General features: G+C 45.3%; 17 protein-coding genes. 9 read left to right on the forward strand and 8 right to left on the reverse strand.

Annotated features, from left to right (window positions below; genetic code table 11):
• Positions 1–30: 30 nt before the first annotated feature.
• On the reverse strand, positions 31–411 hold the full coding sequence (locus D0A37_RS19265) for a BON domain-containing protein (RefSeq protein WP_242716753.1): 381 nt from the start codon (positions 409–411) through the stop codon (positions 31–33).
• A gap of 24 nt (positions 412–435) precedes the next feature.
• Between D0A37_RS19265 and D0A37_RS19270 the strand changes: the two genes are divergently transcribed.
• Positions 436–615, forward strand: coding sequence for a hypothetical protein (locus D0A37_RS19270; protein WP_242716754.1), 180 nt, complete (start codon positions 436–438; stop codon positions 613–615).
• A gap of 61 nt (positions 616–676) precedes the next feature.
• On the opposite strand, the gene D0A37_RS19275 is transcribed toward D0A37_RS19270, so the two are convergent.
• A complete protein-coding gene (locus tag D0A37_RS19275; protein ID WP_242716755.1) occupies positions 677–1,474 on the reverse strand; it encodes an alpha amylase C-terminal domain-containing protein in 798 nt (265 codons plus the stop codon).
• 279 nt (positions 1,475–1,753) lie between these two features.
• On the opposite strand from D0A37_RS19275, the gene iscB reads away from it, so the two are divergent.
• Positions 1,754–3,040, forward strand: coding sequence for an RNA-guided endonuclease IscB (gene iscB / locus D0A37_RS19280; RefSeq protein WP_242716757.1), 1,287 nt, complete (start codon positions 1,754–1,756; stop codon positions 3,038–3,040).
• 233 nt (positions 3,041–3,273) lie between these two features.
• Here iscB and D0A37_RS29525 read toward each other — a convergent pair whose 3' ends face one another.
• Complete coding sequence (locus tag D0A37_RS29525; protein ID WP_445242416.1) at positions 3,274–3,483, reverse strand: alpha-amylase family glycosyl hydrolase; 210 nt, start codon at positions 3,481–3,483, stop codon at positions 3,274–3,276.
• Between the two features lie 1,269 nt (positions 3,484–4,752).
• Here D0A37_RS29525 and D0A37_RS19290 point away from each other — a divergent pair.
• Positions 4,753–5,001, forward strand: a complete 249-nt coding sequence (locus tag D0A37_RS19290) for a hypothetical protein (RefSeq protein WP_242716759.1) — start codon at positions 4,753–4,755, stop codon at positions 4,999–5,001.
• A gap of 161 nt (positions 5,002–5,162) precedes the next feature.
• On the opposite strand, the gene D0A37_RS19295 is transcribed toward D0A37_RS19290, so the two are convergent.
• Positions 5,163–6,008 carry a cyanophycinase gene (locus D0A37_RS19295; protein ID WP_242716760.1) on the reverse strand — a complete coding sequence of 282 codons (846 nt, stop codon included), beginning with the start codon at positions 6,006–6,008 and terminating at the stop codon, positions 5,163–5,165.
• A gap of 363 nt (positions 6,009–6,371) precedes the next feature.
• Positions 6,372–6,569, reverse strand: a complete 198-nt coding sequence (locus D0A37_RS19300; protein ID WP_006632734.1) for a hypothetical protein — start codon at positions 6,567–6,569, stop codon at positions 6,372–6,374.
• A 349-nt stretch (positions 6,570–6,918) separates the two neighbouring features.
• Here D0A37_RS19300 and D0A37_RS19305 point away from each other — a divergent pair, with 349 nt between their 5' ends.
• The 3 genes from D0A37_RS19305 to D0A37_RS29125 all read left to right on the forward strand — a co-directional run bounded on the left by D0A37_RS19305 (position 6,919) and on the right by D0A37_RS29125 (position 11,471).
• Positions 6,919–8,829: an ATP-binding protein gene (locus D0A37_RS19305; protein WP_242716761.1), complete on the forward strand. Its 1,911-nt coding sequence runs from the start codon at positions 6,919–6,921 to the stop codon at positions 8,827–8,829.
• A gap of 377 nt (positions 8,830–9,206) precedes the next feature.
• Positions 9,207–11,294, forward strand: coding sequence for a CHASE domain-containing protein (locus D0A37_RS19310; protein ID WP_242716762.1), 2,088 nt, complete (start codon positions 9,207–9,209; stop codon positions 11,292–11,294).
• A gap of 45 nt (positions 11,295–11,339) precedes the next feature.
• Positions 11,340–11,471 carry a hypothetical protein gene (locus D0A37_RS29125; RefSeq protein WP_278187092.1) on the forward strand — a complete coding sequence of 44 codons (132 nt, stop codon included), beginning with the start codon at positions 11,340–11,342 and terminating at the stop codon, positions 11,469–11,471.
• 192 nt (positions 11,472–11,663) lie between these two features.
• Here the strand turns inward: D0A37_RS29125 and D0A37_RS19315 are convergent, their stop codons facing one another.
• Positions 11,664–12,227 (reverse strand): IS630 family transposase, encoded by a 564-nt coding sequence (locus D0A37_RS19315; protein WP_242715923.1) that lies wholly within the window; start codon positions 12,225–12,227, stop codon positions 11,664–11,666.
• Positions 12,227–12,610, reverse strand: a complete 384-nt coding sequence (locus D0A37_RS19320; RefSeq protein ID WP_242715925.1) for a helix-turn-helix domain-containing protein — start codon at positions 12,608–12,610, stop codon at positions 12,227–12,229. The genes D0A37_RS19315 and D0A37_RS19320 overlap by 1 nt, the downstream gene beginning before the upstream one ends.
• A 123-nt stretch (positions 12,611–12,733) precedes the next feature.
• On the opposite strand from D0A37_RS19320, the gene D0A37_RS19325 reads away from it, so the two are divergent.
• From D0A37_RS19325 to coaBC, 3 genes are all read left to right on the forward strand, one after another.
• Positions 12,734–13,360 (forward strand): alpha/beta hydrolase, encoded by a 627-nt coding sequence (locus tag D0A37_RS19325; protein WP_242716763.1) that lies wholly within the window; start codon positions 12,734–12,736, stop codon positions 13,358–13,360.
• A gap of 45 nt (positions 13,361–13,405) precedes the next feature.
• A complete protein-coding gene (gene isiD, locus D0A37_RS19330; RefSeq protein ID WP_006632739.1) occupies positions 13,406–13,618 on the forward strand; it encodes a protein IsiD in 213 nt (70 codons plus the stop codon).
• Positions 13,619–13,762: 144 nt separating this feature from the next.
• Entirely contained in the window at positions 13,763–14,962 is a 1,200-nt protein-coding gene (coaBC, locus tag D0A37_RS19335; protein WP_242716764.1) for a bifunctional phosphopantothenoylcysteine decarboxylase/phosphopantothenate--cysteine ligase CoaBC, read from the forward strand.
• 16 nt (positions 14,963–14,978) lie between these two features.
• Here coaBC and D0A37_RS19340 read toward each other — a convergent pair whose 3' ends face one another.
• Positions 14,979–15,374, reverse strand: a complete 396-nt coding sequence (locus tag D0A37_RS19340; RefSeq protein WP_242716765.1) for a helix-turn-helix domain-containing transcriptional regulator — start codon at positions 15,372–15,374, stop codon at positions 14,979–14,981.
• Positions 15,375–15,652: the final 278 nt, after the last annotated feature.

Here is a 15,652-nt window from a genome sequence, read left to right on the forward strand (position 1 = left end):
AACTGTTAACTGTTAGAAATAACCGTCGCGCTATCCGACAGTAACTTGATCAGTTTCCACGCCAGTTGCACCCTTAACACCTTTAGCAATTGTCACTAACTTGTTGACAATTGCCTGATCGGGAACTGTACCTTTGAGAACCACCGTAGTGCCATGTTGAGCCACATAAACAGTCTCAATATCCGCAACATCTGGATTTGCATCGAAAGCCTGAGCCACCCGTTTAGCTAAGCCGCTTTGATCGTATTCTCCATTCAAGCCCATGCGTTCCGGCGGGATTGTCTGAGCGCCCGCAGTAGGTTGAGCTTGTTGAGATTGAGCTTCCGCTACAGGTGCTTGGTAAGCAGGAGCGTCAACAGTTTCTTGATTTTCTAGTTTTTCTAAACCAAACAATCTTTTTAGCCAGCCCATAGAATTTGTCCTCCCACAAAGTTTGTGTTAATTGACTTGTTAATTGACAGTTGGCACGTCGCCGTGCAATTTTTATTCTCAATACCAGGAATTACGATCGCACTCTTGGATGCAGAAACCGATTTTTTTTACAAAAAAGTATCGTTACAGCCATCCACCCCGGTAAAAAAACCCGGTTTGTTGAGTTTGGTGCGCCCATCCTAAATATAATTTACTGTTGTACAACTCCGGCACTCATCTGCCTGGAGACATAATTCTCCGGCTCTCAAACAAATACTTGCGCTGACCATTCCGGCAAATCAAACTTAAACCCTTCTTCCCCAACTTCTACGATTTTGTTGTACATCCACTCGTGCCAAGTTCCCGCAGCCGGAAACTTAGGAATACAGTAATCAGATAGATAAGTATCCGAAAAATTAGCGACAACTACTGCTCGCGTTCCCTCATCGCTCCAGCGGTAATAAGCCAGCACTTTGGCTTCGGGATTTTCGTGGATAAATTCAATATTTTCGGTATAAAGTGCCGGCAAATGTTGCCGCAGCCGAATCACCTGTTTGTAGTATTCCAACAACTCATGATTTGGCTGATTTTTCAACAAAGACCATTGCAGTTTATTCGACTGGTTGGGAGTTTGCCGAGTCGATTGTCCAAACTCTTCCCCCATCCACAGCATCGGTATTCCTACTGCTGTGACTAACAAAACCGCTCCCAATTTAGCGCGTTTAAAAGCCGCTTCTTGATCGATATCTCGAAAGCTGGCTTCGGCCAGCAAGTGGTCACGGTCGTGAGTGGCTAAATAATTGATCACATTAGTTGTGGTTTGATAGCCTTGTTGTTTGGCATCCAAAACTTGCTTGAGCTTTTCGATATCGAAAGTATTCCCCGCGAGATTTTCTATGGCAAAAATGCGAAAACTTTCGTGCCAGCACCCGTCCATCTGCCCGTCTGCAGCGACGAGTTCGGGAAGTTCGGGAATGTGTTCTGCTATGTTGTAAAATGGCTTTTTGTCGGCGGTTTTTTTCGCTTCACGAGTTATCCAGTGTAGGAAATCTCGATTGTCCAACTGCCGCACGGCATCCTAGCGAATCCCGTCGATGTAAACTACCCGCCGCTAATTCGGAGTACCGAATCTAGCGGGGGCTTTTAAGAGAAGCCCAGAGTTTACCCGACTAAGTACCTTGTGTACTTCGTTTTAGAAGCCATCACACCTACGGATACGAAGCCAGTCTGTAGCTCTGTGGTCAACGATTAAACAGGCATATCGGGTCGAAACCAGTGTCGTTGACGTGACAAACTTCTAAAACATTGTCAAGGCTAACATTACCCGCAAGGAGACTCATTCGTGAGTAAAGTTTTCGTTCTAGACACCGACAAACAGCCTCTTAATCCTATCCATCCAGGTAGGGCGAGAATGCTGTTGTCTCAGGGTAAAGCTGCGGTTTTAAGGGCGCACCCTTTCACGATAATCCTGAAAGAGGCGGTATTTAATCCTGATGTAGAGCCACTTCGTATCAAGATTGACCCAGGTGCCCAAACAACTGGATTAGCTCTGGTCAACGACAGCACAGGCGAAGTTGTTTGGATAGGTGAACTACAACATCGTGGCTTCCAAATTCGGGACGCTTTAACTTCACGCCGCCAATTAAGGAGGTCGCGTCGTAACCGTAAAACCCGTTATCGCAAACCTCGTTTCCTTAACCGCACCCGTAACACGGGATGGCTACCGCCGTCTTTAACCAGTCGAGTTGCTAACATCCTGACTTGGGTTAAGCGACTATCTGCACTGTGTCAGATTACTGCCATTTCTCAAGAGTTGGTCAGATTTGACACACAACAGATGGAGAACTCCGAAATTAGCGGAGTTGGTTATCAACAAGGAACTTTAGCCGGATACGAAATTCGTGAGTTTCTTCTTTCCAAGTGGAACAGAACTTGTGCTTACTGCGGTGTAAAAGACACCCGACTTGAGATTGAACATATTCAACCTCGGTCAAAAGGAGGTTCAAACCGAGTCAGCAACCTGTGTTTAGTCTGTCTCCCTTGTAATCAGAAAAAGGGTAATCAGGATATCAAAGACTTTCTCAAAGGTAAACCTGACTTGCTCAAACGAATCTTGGCACAAGCTAAAAAACCCTTGGCTGATACGGCAGCCGTTAATGCAACCCGATGGAATCTGTACGAAAACCTCAAAAAAACAGGCTTACCTGTTGAAGTTGGCACAGGGGGTCGCACAAAGTACAACCGCACGATTCGAGGTTTACACAAGACGCATTACTGGGACGCGGCTTGCGTGGGAGCATCTACTCCAGAACGGTTAATCACAAATGGAGTCAAGCCCTTACTGATTGCCGCTAAAGGGCATGGAACCCGTCAGCAATGCCGCACAGACAAGTTTGGTTTTCCAGTTCGTTATTGTTCTAGAACCAAATTCCACAAAGGTTTTCAGACAGGTGACATTGTAAAAGCCAATGTTACCTCTGGGAAGAAGGTTGGGACTTACGTGGGTCGAGTAGCTACTCGTGCCACTGGAAGTTTCAACATCTCAACAACCGATGGGCTAGTTCAAGGAATTAGTCACAAATACTGCATACACATTCACAAAAAGGATGGCTACGCTTATGTTGCCTAGACCCCGCCCCCCTTTTCCTCCCACCACCAATCTGGGTACAGATATGGTGGGGGTCTCCAAGGGGGAAGAAAGATGAATTTCCCAGCGGGACGAATGCCGAGTTTTGGGTCGAAGTTTTCGTAGTTAAACTCCGGGCCCCAGTAGTTAGCCGGATCTTTGGGAGAGTGTTTGTCGCGGTAGTACCAATAATTGCGATCGATTAGCAATAAGGGACATTCTTCATCGCAGTGGTTCTAAATCCCGTCCAGAATCACCCGAATGCCCCGTCCGTGGCACTCGTCAATCAATTGCTTCAAATCTGCGGTTGCGCCGTAGCTGGACTCTACGGCAAAGAAATCGCGGACTTTGTAGCCCCAGCTATAATCGCCCGGATATTCATTAACTGGCATTAGTTCGATCGCATTTATCCCCAAATCGCACAGATAATCTAATTTCTGCCTCACCTGCTGGAATTTACTGCAACTGTCGGAACCATCCGGCCCCGAAAAATCAGCAACGTGCAGTTCGTAAACGACTAATTCCTCATTTTCCGGGAGTTCTTTGTCGTCGTGCTGCCAAACATAGGTATCAATAATTCGCGCGCCTGCTTTGATGCGAACTGTACTTGTATTAGTAGTGCGGTCAATTTCAGTCGCGTAGGGGTCATTGACTTCTACCCATTCGTCCGGTTCAAAACATGGACTTTGCGACTGAACTCGGAATTTGTATTGATAAATACCGTCTTCTAACTTAATGTTAGTGCGGAAATAACCTTTCTCATCTTTTTCTCAGGAAATTTCTGCCCATTGGGAAAAGGAGCCGATCAGTGTTGTTGGGAGCGAAGAGTTTGAATTCAAGTGCAGCGGCCATGAATACCTGCTTTGCAGAACTTCTAACTGTGATTAGTATTCATTTTTACAATTCGGCAAATTTGTCGCCATCGTTCTTAAGAGTTAAACGTGATTTTAATCAAAAATGTAATTAAAGTAACTAAAACAGAACTTAGGCACTCAAGGGCGTTAACTCAAGGGTTTGAGACTTGTGTTGAGCGTAGGCGAAACCTTGCTTCACTACCTTCTCTGCGGACAGAAACTCGTACTACGTGGGTAAGTCCTATAAAAATTATTCAGCCCTGTTTATGAAAAATAGTCGGGACTGTTTTTAGTTCGGAGTCTGAAACGCTTGATTTTTCGTTGGTAGCGAACTTGCCTTGGAGCCTTGAACCCTTATTCTACGGTTGGCTATCAAAAACTGTCCGAAGTTTTATATGAAAATTAATTTAACTTTTGATAACTAGATAAATCGTGGTGAATATTTAACATTTGTAACTAAAGAAACATTTTTTAGCGGACAGGAATAATACCGTAGAAAGAGGTCATTTTCTGCGGAAACAGCGAGGATGAGCTTGTAATTATAAGGCAAGGGAAACCAGAACATGAATCCTTTATTCAACTGGGTTTTCCCGCGACTTTAAGCCAAGTTTGAGCCGAGAATAGCAATGATTATTTTTGCTTATGTCTTGGTAGCACTTGTTTTATAGTTGTTGACCGGCAAACTTTGTAGAACCAAAATCAGCTTTAACGACTGCTGCTACCTCAGTAATTGGTAATTGGTGAAAATCTCATTCGTCCCTGTTACCCGTTAGATATTCCGAGCAGTGGGTCTAAGGCTCTAAAAGTTTAATGTGGGATGTTGGCGAATTACCGTTACTGTAAAACTCTGGAGTGTTAAAAATGCTAAAACAAATGTGTTGGTTGCCCAGACTCGGAGGCAAGGGAGAAAAGATATTGCACTTACGCACCGATGCCCGTCAGGGGTGGCGGCCTTATACAGCTTGTCCGCAGTTCGCTGTACCCGACTACCGGGAACCGGGCGGTTCTAAGGGATGGGCAACTTATCAGAAGCTGAGAGTTCAAGGGTGGAATTTAATATCGACCGCAGAAGGGCAGCAGTCGATTTTTGGCGAACAGAAAAGTGCTTAAAGAACCAGAAACCGCACCAATAAAAGAAGAGGTAAAATCCTCTTCTTTTTATTAGTTTGGGAGACAGAAACTGGGTTTTTAACCATCCTACTTGGTAGAATGGGTAAGGTGTGCAGTGCTCACCTTACATAATTTTAAGATGTTTGCCAGTTGCAAGTAAATTAGGCGAGCTCCCTTTGTCTCTCTGCTATGGTTGCTCTGCTATCAAACACCGGCTGGCGAGTTTTCAAGTTAAACCGGTATCCGTGGGGGAGGATGTGCAATTTGGCCCCGCAAATCGCTAAACCCTCATCCTTCAAGCGTCCCTCAATATTGTCGTGGAGTTTTTCCGACTCGTCGATGACAGTTACAGCGCTTTCGCCAATGACTTCCAACTCGTCACCGTGGACTAAAATAGCTGTATTTTCGTCAATACCAAATCCCAACACAGCCGGTTGCAGCAAGAGTGCCGTAACTAAGCGTCCCAGACGACCTCGTTGGGCGAAATGCTGGTCGATGACAACTCCTGGAAGGAAACCCATTCCCGGGCCCATTGCTACCACATCAACGCGGGGATTTGTCTCCGAGTCTCCTTCAATAATCATCATGTCTGGCATCATCGCCGCGCCGGCACTGGTGCCGCCAATGATAATCCCTTCAGAGTAGCGTTTGTGCATAGCTGCGTCGAGTTTGGTGTCTTTCAAGCAGCTAATAATCCGCGCTTGATCTCCGCCGGTAAAGAATATGCCCGTGGCTTGTTCGATTGCTTCTAAATAATCTTGATTTTTGGCATCTTCGGGTGTCTGGGTGTCAACTACTCGCACATCTTCAGCGCCGAGTCGCTCAAACACTCGGATGTAATTATCTCCTACTTCTCCCGGCAAGCTTGTCGCAGCCGTCATGATCACAATGTGGGCTTTAGTGCCTCCGGCACACCGCAAGAATTCCCGCAGAATTTTGCAGTCCCCCTCTTTGTCTTCCGCGCCACCAATAATTAGCAACTTTCCCTGAGTTTCCTGGCTCGCCATATTATCTCCACTGTTAATTTATTTAACTTCACTAAAACACAAACTTCTTTTTTCCGAAAACGGCCCAAAGGTATATATAGATACAAAAAAATCTCAGACTTCTACCTCTCCAGGACGCACATAGCTCAAACATTCGGGTTGTTTTTTACTCTGGCTTTGAGCTGTAACAATGTTTTTGTTAAACAAAACTTAACCCTCCCCTAACAAGATAGAGGTGGGTCAAAAATTGAGTTGAATTTATCAAGACTTACCGGCGCGGGGTAATCAATCCGGTTTCTGACGGGATTCTTCGCGACTCCTCCTATTAGTTTCTCCTAGAAATCGGATTGATAAGCGTAAGTCATCAATTAGTCCGATCGCCCGTTAGTGCGATCGCTCGATCAAATTGCTCAATATGGTACTCGCCCGTTCTAAAGGTAGGTGTCTGGGTTTGCCGTTCCAGACAATCTGATATTCGTTGCTGTTTTGACCATCGCCGTAGCCAGAAATTAGCTTCCGGTGAAATGCTTCCTCAGCTAAGTGGTGAACTTTGTCCCTGAGAGCAGTTTGTGCAATCTTCATAATTTGCTGCCTCTTAAATTTTCTTTCACTGTCATAAACAATTATAACTGGGCGGTGTACCTCTCTAAAGTTATAGATTTTATTCTCAAGGTGGAAGGAAGTAGTCATTAGTTATTAGTGCTTAGTTATATGTGCTTAGTTATATGTGCTTAGTCATGAACCTTTAGTCAGATATTGCAGGAAGAAGAAATATTTTCTTACTCTCCTACTCTTCCGCAATGCTGAAGGCAGAATTGCGGAAGAGTAGTTGTCTTAACTGAGCAGTGCAATAATATCTATGCCCGCAGGTAGTATCCCCTGTACCGCCTATAAAGTTAACGTTAAAAATTAGCTCAAAGGAGGTTAGAAAATGCTGCAAGAAAAAAGCACCGAAACAGCCCGCGTTAATGCTCGAAAAACCGATATTTTTGATGTTTTCAATTTCAAACACTATATCGGGCCCAACCCTTATTTAGACACCGCGGCTTTAGTTTTTGATGTAGCGGTAACGGGCGCGAGCGAACCTTTGCCGATCGCACATTACCAGAAAATTATTGGCGATCGCTACCCGCAAATCCTGCACGAAACTTTCTCGAACCATGCCCAACTGTTCGGCCGTACCGCATCAGAAGTAGCCAAACTCGACATGGGTTTGCACTTCCAACACTGGAACATCAAGCCGTGTTCTCACTTTCACAGAATCAGCATAGAAGCACTTCACGCCCGCACCGGCAGAGCAGTAGTGTACGCAGTTTGGGATTGGTTTGAAGCGATCAATCAAAATCAAGACTTTCCCTTGGAAGCACAAATGGGCGCGCTGCAAAATATGTTCCGGCAGTCAGTTTACGGAGGCCCGACAGTTTATTCGTTAATGCGAGCTGCATCTCAAAAAGACATTCCCGTATTTTATTTGTGGGATGAAGGATTGATGCAATACGGGTACGGCAAAAAACTCGTGCGCGGCTCTGCAACTACTTTTGATTCTGACAGCCATTTAGACTCAGATTTTACCACGCGCAAAGACGATTGTAAAGCTTTTCTCGCTACATTAGGATTTCCTGTTCCCAAAGGCGATATCGTCTCCACAGAAAGCGGAGCTCTGGCAGTTGCTAGAGACATTGGCTATCCAGTTGCTGTCAAACCAGTAGTCGGTCATAAAGGAATTGGCGTCACAGCAGATATCCGAGATGCGGAGGAATTGCAGGCCGCTTTTAAAAGAGCAGTTAAGGCAATTCCCGAAACAGAATCGGTGCGAGTAATTGTGGAAAACAGCATCAAAGGATCGGATTTTAGGCTATTGTGCGTTGACGGCAAATTTGTTTCGGCAACTGAACGCCGACCCGCTTGGGTAACAGGGGACGGCGACTCAACAGTTCGCGAATTGATCCGCCGTGAAAACCGCAAACCCCAACGTTTGGATACGCCAACTTCGGCCCTGAGCAAAATTCAGTCCGACGAAGCGATGGAAATGTATCTGGCAGAACAAGGGCTGTCATTGGATAGTGTCCTAGAGGGCGATCGCATTGTGTATCTACGCAAAGTCGCCAATCTTTCCGCAGGCGGCGTCAGCATCGACGCTACCCGCAATATTCACCCGGATAACATTGTTTTGGCTCAAGATATCGCCCTACATTTTCGGTTAGCTTGTTTGGGGGTTGATGTGATAACAGAAACTCTCGCCAAATCTTGGAAAACAGGCAATTTTGGGATTCTCGAAATCAATGCCGCGCCGGGAATTTTTATGCACCTCAACCCGTCTGTCGGCGAAGGTGTGGATGTGCCTTCGCATATTATCGAAACTTTCTTTGAATCGGAAAAATCCGCCAGAATTCCGATTATTACTTTCAACCGAATTTCGGTGCACGATCTGCAAGAAACAATCGACCACATTCTGTTGCAGCATCCCGATTGGACGATCGGTGCCGTTTGTCGCGGGGGACTTTTTGTCAACCGTTCTGAGAAAGTTTTGAATAAGAGTTACAATCTTAACGTGCAAAGTTTGCTGCGGAATCCCAAGCTCGATTTGTTAATTGCTGAATATCCCGGAAATATTTTGGAAGCTGAGGGAATGTTTTATCGGGGAAGCAATATGGTGGTGCTGGACAATCCGGGGGAAACTGAGATGATGTTGGTCAGAGAAAGCACTGATGACGATACTGTTGTGGTGAGGGAAGGAAATAGTATTTCTCTTCGCCGCCAAGGGTTGATCGAACAGTATACTCTGGGAGATGATGAACCCTTCACACGGGTTTATTTGAAGGAAATAGGGACTGTTTTGTAAGCTGTGCCACATTTAAGTTGGCTTTGTAGGGCGGGTATTAAGTACCCGCCCCACCAGATAAAGGCTTTTTCTCGTTCCCGAGTTCTTCCGGAGAAGGAAGTTGGGGATCACCCAGATTGGAACTCGCTTCGTTACACTTAGTTACAATTGGTTTCAATTCCTCAGTCGTGGATGCAGTATTCGTAAGAAACCCGGTTTCTCCCCAGGTTTCTCGTTACCACACCAAGATTTTCGTAGAAATTGGGTTTCTTACGGTAAGTCCTATTGCTGAGATCATAAGTTTTTAAACAATTTAGTTTCTGCGCTGTCGATCGTGCTATCAAGGAACTTCACAAGTCTTTAAACAATTGCACTCCGGTAGCAGAAGGTGTGGAAATATGAATGTTGCGAGCAATTGGTTTAATTCGCTGAAGGAAAGTTTACTGTCCCACCGTCGCTACATTCCAGCAGCGCTGACTGTTTGCACCGGCACGAGTTTGTCATTGGCAGCCGCAGCCGTTGTGTGGCATTCAGAAAACCAACGAATGCAAGTTCAATTTCATCAGCAAGCCGATCGCCTGAATGTAGCATTGCAGCAAAGCATTAACAAAAATTTAGAATTTCTGTACTCACTTGAAGCATTCTACAGCGCATCTAGTGAAGTTAGCAGACAAGATTTTAAGCAATTCACTCAACCTGCACTTTCCCGAAATTCTGCTATACATTCTGTTAACTGGATTCGGCGCGTGCCGGGTGCCCAAAAAGCAGCTTATGAACAAACAATTCGAGCCGAAGGTTTTCCGGCATTTCAAATTTACGAGCGAACTCCTGACAAAAAGCAGGTCAAAGCAAAAGTGCGATCGGAATATTTTCCAATTATTTACAGAGAAGCACTAGAAGAAGATAACAAAGTTATCGGTTTTGATGTTGCCTCCAACCCCGATCGCAAAACAGCTTTAGAGAAATCGGTGAATACCGGGAAAATAGCCGCTTCCGGGCGGATTAGATTAGTCAGCAACAATCAACCGGGATTGCAAGTATTTCTACCAGTACCCCGCCGCACAACTTCTGCTGATAACTCGGTCAACGGCCGCCCAAACCTAATGGGAGTTATTGCGGGTCTGTTTCAGATTACCAATATGGTCGATTTCTCTTTAGAATCGCTAAATTTAGACAAGATTAATTTTTACCTATACGACAACTCCGCTACAGAGAAAGAACGCTTTCTGGTGCGCTACGACTCACAAGCTAAGCAGTTGATAGATAACCCAAAACACGAAAAGCTAGAGTTAACTAATCTCGGACAAATCTGTCAAAATCCTAGTGCTTGCACTCGCCTATTTAACGTAGCAGACCGCCAGTGGAGGCTGCTAGTTTTGCCTGGGAATGGGTACAACAGTATGAGGACGCATCAGGGTTCGCTGGCAATTGGCGCGATCGGGCTATTGATGACTGGCAGCTTGACGATTTACCTGTTGATGTCCCTAGAACGTACCGCAAAAGTAGAACAGCAAGTGTACGATCGCACAATTCAACTAAAACAGCGCACCGCTGAACTAGAAACGGCACTAAAAAATTTGCAGGAAGCTCAATTTAAACTAATCCAAACTGAAAAAATGTCCAGCTTGGGGCAGTTAGTGGCTGGAGTTGCCCACGAAATTAATAATCCTGTCAACTTCATCTCTGGCAACCTGATCCATACAGGCGCATATACCCAAAACTTGCTGGAACTTGTGGAAATATATCAGCAGCAATATCCCAACCCAACGCCCGAAGTGCAAGCGAAACTACAAGAGATTGATTTGGAGTTTATCACTGAAGACTTGCCTAAAATCCTACAATCTATGAATATGGGAGCTGAACGAATCAGCCAGATCGTGCTTTCTCTGCGGAATTTTTCGCGCTTGGATGAAGCTGAAATGAAGTCGGTTGACCTTCACCAAGGCATTGACAGCACCTTGATGATTTTGGATAGTCGGCTGAAAGCCCAACCTGGTTTTCCGGGCATTCAACTCATCAAAGAATACGGAAATTTGCCCTTAGTGGAGTGCTGGGCGGGACAATTGAATCAGGTATTTATGAATGTTTTGAGCAACGCCATTGATGTTTTACATGAAAAAAAGAGTCACATTTTACCAAATGGTAAAAATTCCTATGCTCCGGCTTTTTTACCTAGGATTCGGATTCGCACTGAACTTTTAAGTTCTAATTGTGTATGCGTGCGAATTGCTGACAATGGAGCGGGCATGACGGAGAATGTAAAAAAACGTTTGTTTGATCCGTTTTTTACTACCAAACCTGTAGGCAAAGGTACTGGGTTGGGATTGTCGATCTGCTATCAAATAGTGGACAAACACCAAGGTTCGCTCAGGTGCCTATCGGCTCCGGGAGAGGGAACAGAATTCTGGATTGAGGTGCCGGTGCGACAACAGTCTAAGCAATCTGTTTCTAAGGTTTCACCTGCGGTAAGTGCCAGTTGGAATTAGCGGGAGAAATCTCGCTTCTAGCTGAGTCTTACTGCGAGCATCTCAATGAAAGCAGCCAAGCCCAAAATTGGAGTTTGGAGCCAGGAGACAGGAGCCAGGAGGCAGGAGCCAGGAGGAAAGAGGAAGAAGAGAGGAGGAAGAAGGAAAGAGCCAGAAGAAGTGTTTTTACAAATATGAGATGCTCCCTAATTCCTGTTTAGAAAAGGTGAACTATCCGCACTCTACTGGGGAAAGGTGCGGATTTCGCACTCTACTTTTAACAGTTAACACTTAACAGTTAACTGTCAACTGTCAACTGTTATATTTATTAGCAAGCGGGTGCTAATTTCAGTGAAATATGGTCGAAAAGAAATACAGCACTTCCGGATGTTATGAGGTACAGTAGCAGCAATTAGTAAACCAGTTTTTGAGATGTTTCGGATTAATTAAGTCAAGAGCCACAGCAATTATCGTGTCAACCATTTTAGTGCTGGTTGGTGAAAACTGTCGCAATAAAGATTTAAGTTGCGACCACCATAATTCAATCGGATTAAAATCAGGAGAGTATGGGGATAAACATAAAATAGAAGCACCCACCACGGCAATCATCGATGTAATTGAATCTACTTTATGCGCTGGTAAGTTATCCATCACTACTACGGCTCCGGGCCACAATTGTGGCACTAAACATTTCTCGATAAACACCTCAAATGCTTTGCTATCCATCGAGTTGTCCAGGGTCATTAATGCCACTACTTTCGTGAGGCTAATTGCACCAATTACTGTGACTTTCTTGCCTCGATAAAAAGGTTTGACCGCATAGGCTCTAGTTCCTCGTTGCGAACGTGCATGAGTTCTGGTTAAACCTAGCAATACTCCAGTCTCATCTAAAAATACTAGATTTTTTGGCTCGATATCCTTGACTTTTTCCCAATAGTCTAACCTTAACTTCATCACTCTTTCTGTGCCTGCTTGGCTACTCCTGACTGTTTTTTTTTACGATTTAATCCCAACTTCTGTAAGGCGCTACACATGGCTGTTCTGCCTACCCAATTTCCTGTCTTTTGGGCGAACAACTCACACAATTCTACCAAAGTTGCATCGGGATGTGTGACCACTATTTCTCTTAACTCTTGTGACGCATTATTCAAATGACTGAATCTGGGTTTACCCCTCGGTTTAGGCTGTAAATTCCCCTCTATTTTTTGTTGCTTGACAAGTTTTTGAACTAAGCTTTTACTGCAGGCAAATATTTCTGCTGTTTTTCTGATCGACAGCTTCTGCTCGACATGGGCTGCTACTATTTTGGATCGCAAATCTACTGAGTATGCTTTCATTGGTATATTATTTTTAGTCGATTCTATTGTACCTCATAACATCCGGAAGTGCTGTATCTGGGGTTTTAGCCGTCGTGACAATTTATAATTGTAGCGATGCCAGATTACCAATTATTAACTACGATGTCTTTACAATTTATTAGCATTCCGCCAAAAACCGATCGCAAACCTGTCGCTTTGGTTGTCGCTTTGCACGGATGGGGTGCTAATGCTCGCGATTTGACTTCCTTAGCACCCGTTTTCAATTTGCCGGATTATCAGTTTATGTTTCCCGATGCCCCATTTCCCCATCCCCAGGTAACGAGCGGCAAAGCGTGGTATAACCTTCAAAGCAAAGACGCTCAGGGATTGGTACAAAGTCGGGAATTGCTGAGGGAATTTTTGCTGTCTTTGGAAAGCAGCACGGGTGTGCCTTTGTCTCGCACAATTTTAGGCGGTTTTTCTCAAGGTGGAGCGATGACTCTAGATGTGGGATTGACTTTACCCGTAGCGGGTTTAATTTGTCTGAGTGGTTATTTGCACCCGTCGATTTCGCCAGTTGCTGGGAGTGCTTTGCCACCTGTTTTAATCGTGCACGGTACTCAAGATACTATTGTGCCTGTTAGTGCTGCTGTGCGATCGCGCGAGAGTTTGACGGCTTGGGGAGCTGCGGTGCAGTATCAAGAATTTAAGATGGGACACGAGATTCTGCCGGAAGTTATAGATGTAATGCGAAGTTTTGTTGTAGAAACTGTGTCGAAATCTGATTAAAGGTTTAGTATATAGTATGGCGGAAGTCTCGGGCAGGGGAAAAAAATGAAAACTTTAACCAAAGCATCGCGCGATATTGCTGTACTTACTTCTCAGGACGTGGCAGAATTGGCTGTCCGTTTGGAAGTTGACGATTATACAGATCCTTTTGAGGGATTGAATGATTGGCATTTGTTGCGGTCGCTTGCCTTTCAGCGGCCGGAGCTGGTTGAACCTTATCTCCACCTTCTGGATATGGAAGCCTACGACGAAGCATAGACTGAAAAATCTAGCTCAAAAATTTCGACGGGATTGAGGAAGAAGTTAGCAGCATATTTTGTTGCGGATTAAACAGATGAATTAGAGATTTGAGTCTGTTTTTATCTTAATTTCTTTCTTGATTCTTTTTTATGAAAAAATGACATGAAAGGCAGACGAATTTTACTCGGCGTTAGTGGCGGGATTGCGACTTATAAAGTTTGCGAAGTAGTTTCAACTTTAGCAAAAGCTGGAGCGGAAGTTAAAGTTATTCTTACTGATGCGGCCGGGGAGTTTGTAACGCCTTTGACTTTTGCTACTCTTTGCCGCCATCCTGCTTTTACTGACAAAGATTTTTGGCAAGCAAGTCACGGCCGCCCTTTGCACATTCAATTGGGAGAATGGGCGGAGGTTTTTGTGATTGCTCCTTTGACAGCTAATACTTTGGCTAAGTTGGCGGGGGGTTTTGCTGATAATTTGCTGACTAATACTGTCTTAGCTTCTAATTGCCCAATTTTGCTGGCACCGGCGATGAATACGGATATGTGGGAACAGCCGGCGGTGCAGCGGAATTGGCGGGAAGTGTTGACTTATCGGCGCTATCATGCTGCGAATCCGGGGGCGGGAATGCTGGCGTGCGATCGCGCGGGTGTCGGCCGGATGGCAGAACCTGGTGAGATTTTGCCTCATATTGAATCGCTGTTGTATGCGAAGGGCGATCGAGATTTAGGGGGGCTCCGGGTGTTGATCAGTGCGGGAGGAACGCGGGAACACCTCGATCCGGTGCGGTTTATCGGCAATCCTTCCAGCGGCAAAATGGGTATAGCTTTGGCGCAAGCTGCACAGCACCGGGGCGCGACAGTGACGCTGGTACACAGTATAACTGGGGAGTTGCCGCTCTCAGGTTTGCGGGCGATCGCAGTTACGAGTGCACAAGAAATGCGGCAGGCGATGCTGCAATGCTTTGACGATGCGGATTTGACGGTGATGGCGGCGGCGGTAGCAGATGTGAAGCCGGCTGAGTACAGTAGTGAGAAATTGCCGAAGCGATCGCTCCCGAATTGTTTACCGTTGACACCGGTAGCCGATATTGTGGCAGAGTTGGGAAAATTGAAACAGCCGCACCAAAAATTAATCGGGTTTGCAGCACAAACTGGAGATATTGTCAAGCCTGCTTTGGAGAAATTGCGGACAAAGAAACTCGATGTAATTGCCGCAAACCCGATCGATCAAATAGGTGCAGGTTTCGGCAGCAATACCAATCAAGCAATATTAATTAATGCTGCCGGCAAGCAAGTAGAAATAGCACCTTGCAGCAAGCTAGAAATGGCTCACCGATTGTTTGATTTTGTGAGGGAAGGGTGAGGGCGCGATTTACTCATTAACTGGGATTAATTACTACTGGTTCGGGCGAGAATTCTGATTCCCCAAAATCCGTTGATTCCGAGTCAGCCGACAACTCAGTATCTGCGACAGTAATTTCTAGTTTAAATCCTAATGCTTCGAGCAATTCTACCAAACTATAGATTTCCGAACCTGCACTTTCACTCAGCATCTTGTCGAGTTTTTCGTGATGCTGTTTTGCTGGCTCCGAAAGAGTATTCATCTTGATTCGAGCCTCAATCACCTTTCGGATGGCATTTCTCAAAAGTGCGGGTTCAGGGTCTTTTTCTTCCAAGATAGCGCCGATAAAACCAGCAGCTTCTTCCGGCTCGTGGAGAGATTCAATTAGGTACTCCCGGTGGTTATCACTTGTCGGTGCTTTCACGTTTTTCATAATCTATCCAGTATTCTATAGCTTGTCGAATTTTCTGTTTTTGGGTGCTTTTATCCCCAGCTATGAGGATTACCACAATTGTCACGCCGACTTGTCCGAAGTAGACGCGCTAGCCCGGGCCATAATTAATTCTGAGTTCAAAAACTCATTGTCCCGCTGACTTGAAATCTCCGAGATTACCTTGATCAACTCGGTCAAGGCTAGATTTGATCCTAACTCTAACATTCCGATCGCGGAGGGCATCAAGCCACTCGGTTAATGGCGCCCTACCCTCTGCT

Source organism: Microcoleus vaginatus HSN003, from assembly GCF_022701255.1.
Taxonomy (GTDB): domain Bacteria; phylum Cyanobacteriota; class Cyanobacteriia; order Cyanobacteriales; family Microcoleaceae; genus Microcoleus; species Microcoleus vaginatus_B.

What these genes read in the sequence shown, in the direction of transcription:
- D0A37_RS19265 (WP_242716753.1), bottom strand. Translation starts at nt 411, where the DNA reads ATGGGCTGGCTAAAAAGATTGTTTGGTTTAGAAAAACTAGAAAATCAA.
- D0A37_RS19290 (WP_242716759.1), top strand. Translation starts at nt 4,753, where the DNA reads ATGCTAAAACAAATGTGTTGGTTGCCCAGACTCGGAGGCAAGGGAGAA.
- D0A37_RS19295 (WP_242716760.1), bottom strand. Translation starts at nt 6,008, where the DNA reads ATGGCGAGCCAGGAAACTCAGGGAAAGTTGCTAATTATTGGTGGCGCG.
- D0A37_RS19300 (WP_006632734.1), bottom strand. Translation starts at nt 6,569, where the DNA reads ATGAAGATTGCACAAACTGCTCTCAGGGACAAAGTTCACCACTTAGCT.
- D0A37_RS19305 (WP_242716761.1), top strand. Translation starts at nt 6,919, where the DNA reads ATGCTGCAAGAAAAAAGCACCGAAACAGCCCGCGTTAATGCTCGAAAA.
- D0A37_RS19310 (WP_242716762.1), top strand. Translation starts at nt 9,207, where the DNA reads ATGAATGTTGCGAGCAATTGGTTTAATTCGCTGAAGGAAAGTTTACTG.
- D0A37_RS29125 (WP_278187092.1), top strand. Translation starts at nt 11,340, where the DNA reads ATGAAAGCAGCCAAGCCCAAAATTGGAGTTTGGAGCCAGGAGACAGGA.
- D0A37_RS19315 (WP_242715923.1), bottom strand. Translation starts at nt 12,227, where the DNA reads ATGAAGTTAAGGTTAGACTATTGGGAAAAAGTCAAGGATATCGAGCCA.
- D0A37_RS19320 (WP_242715925.1), bottom strand. Translation starts at nt 12,610, where the DNA reads ATGAAAGCATACTCAGTAGATTTGCGATCCAAAATAGTAGCAGCCCAT.
- D0A37_RS19325 (WP_242716763.1), top strand. Translation starts at nt 12,734, where the DNA reads ATGTCTTTACAATTTATTAGCATTCCGCCAAAAACCGATCGCAAACCT.
- isiD (WP_006632739.1), top strand. Translation starts at nt 13,406, where the DNA reads ATGAAAACTTTAACCAAAGCATCGCGCGATATTGCTGTACTTACTTCT.
- coaBC (WP_242716764.1), top strand. Translation starts at nt 13,763, where the DNA reads ATGAAAGGCAGACGAATTTTACTCGGCGTTAGTGGCGGGATTGCGACT.
- D0A37_RS19340 (WP_242716765.1), bottom strand. Translation starts at nt 15,374, where the DNA reads ATGAAAAACGTGAAAGCACCGACAAGTGATAACCACCGGGAGTACCTA.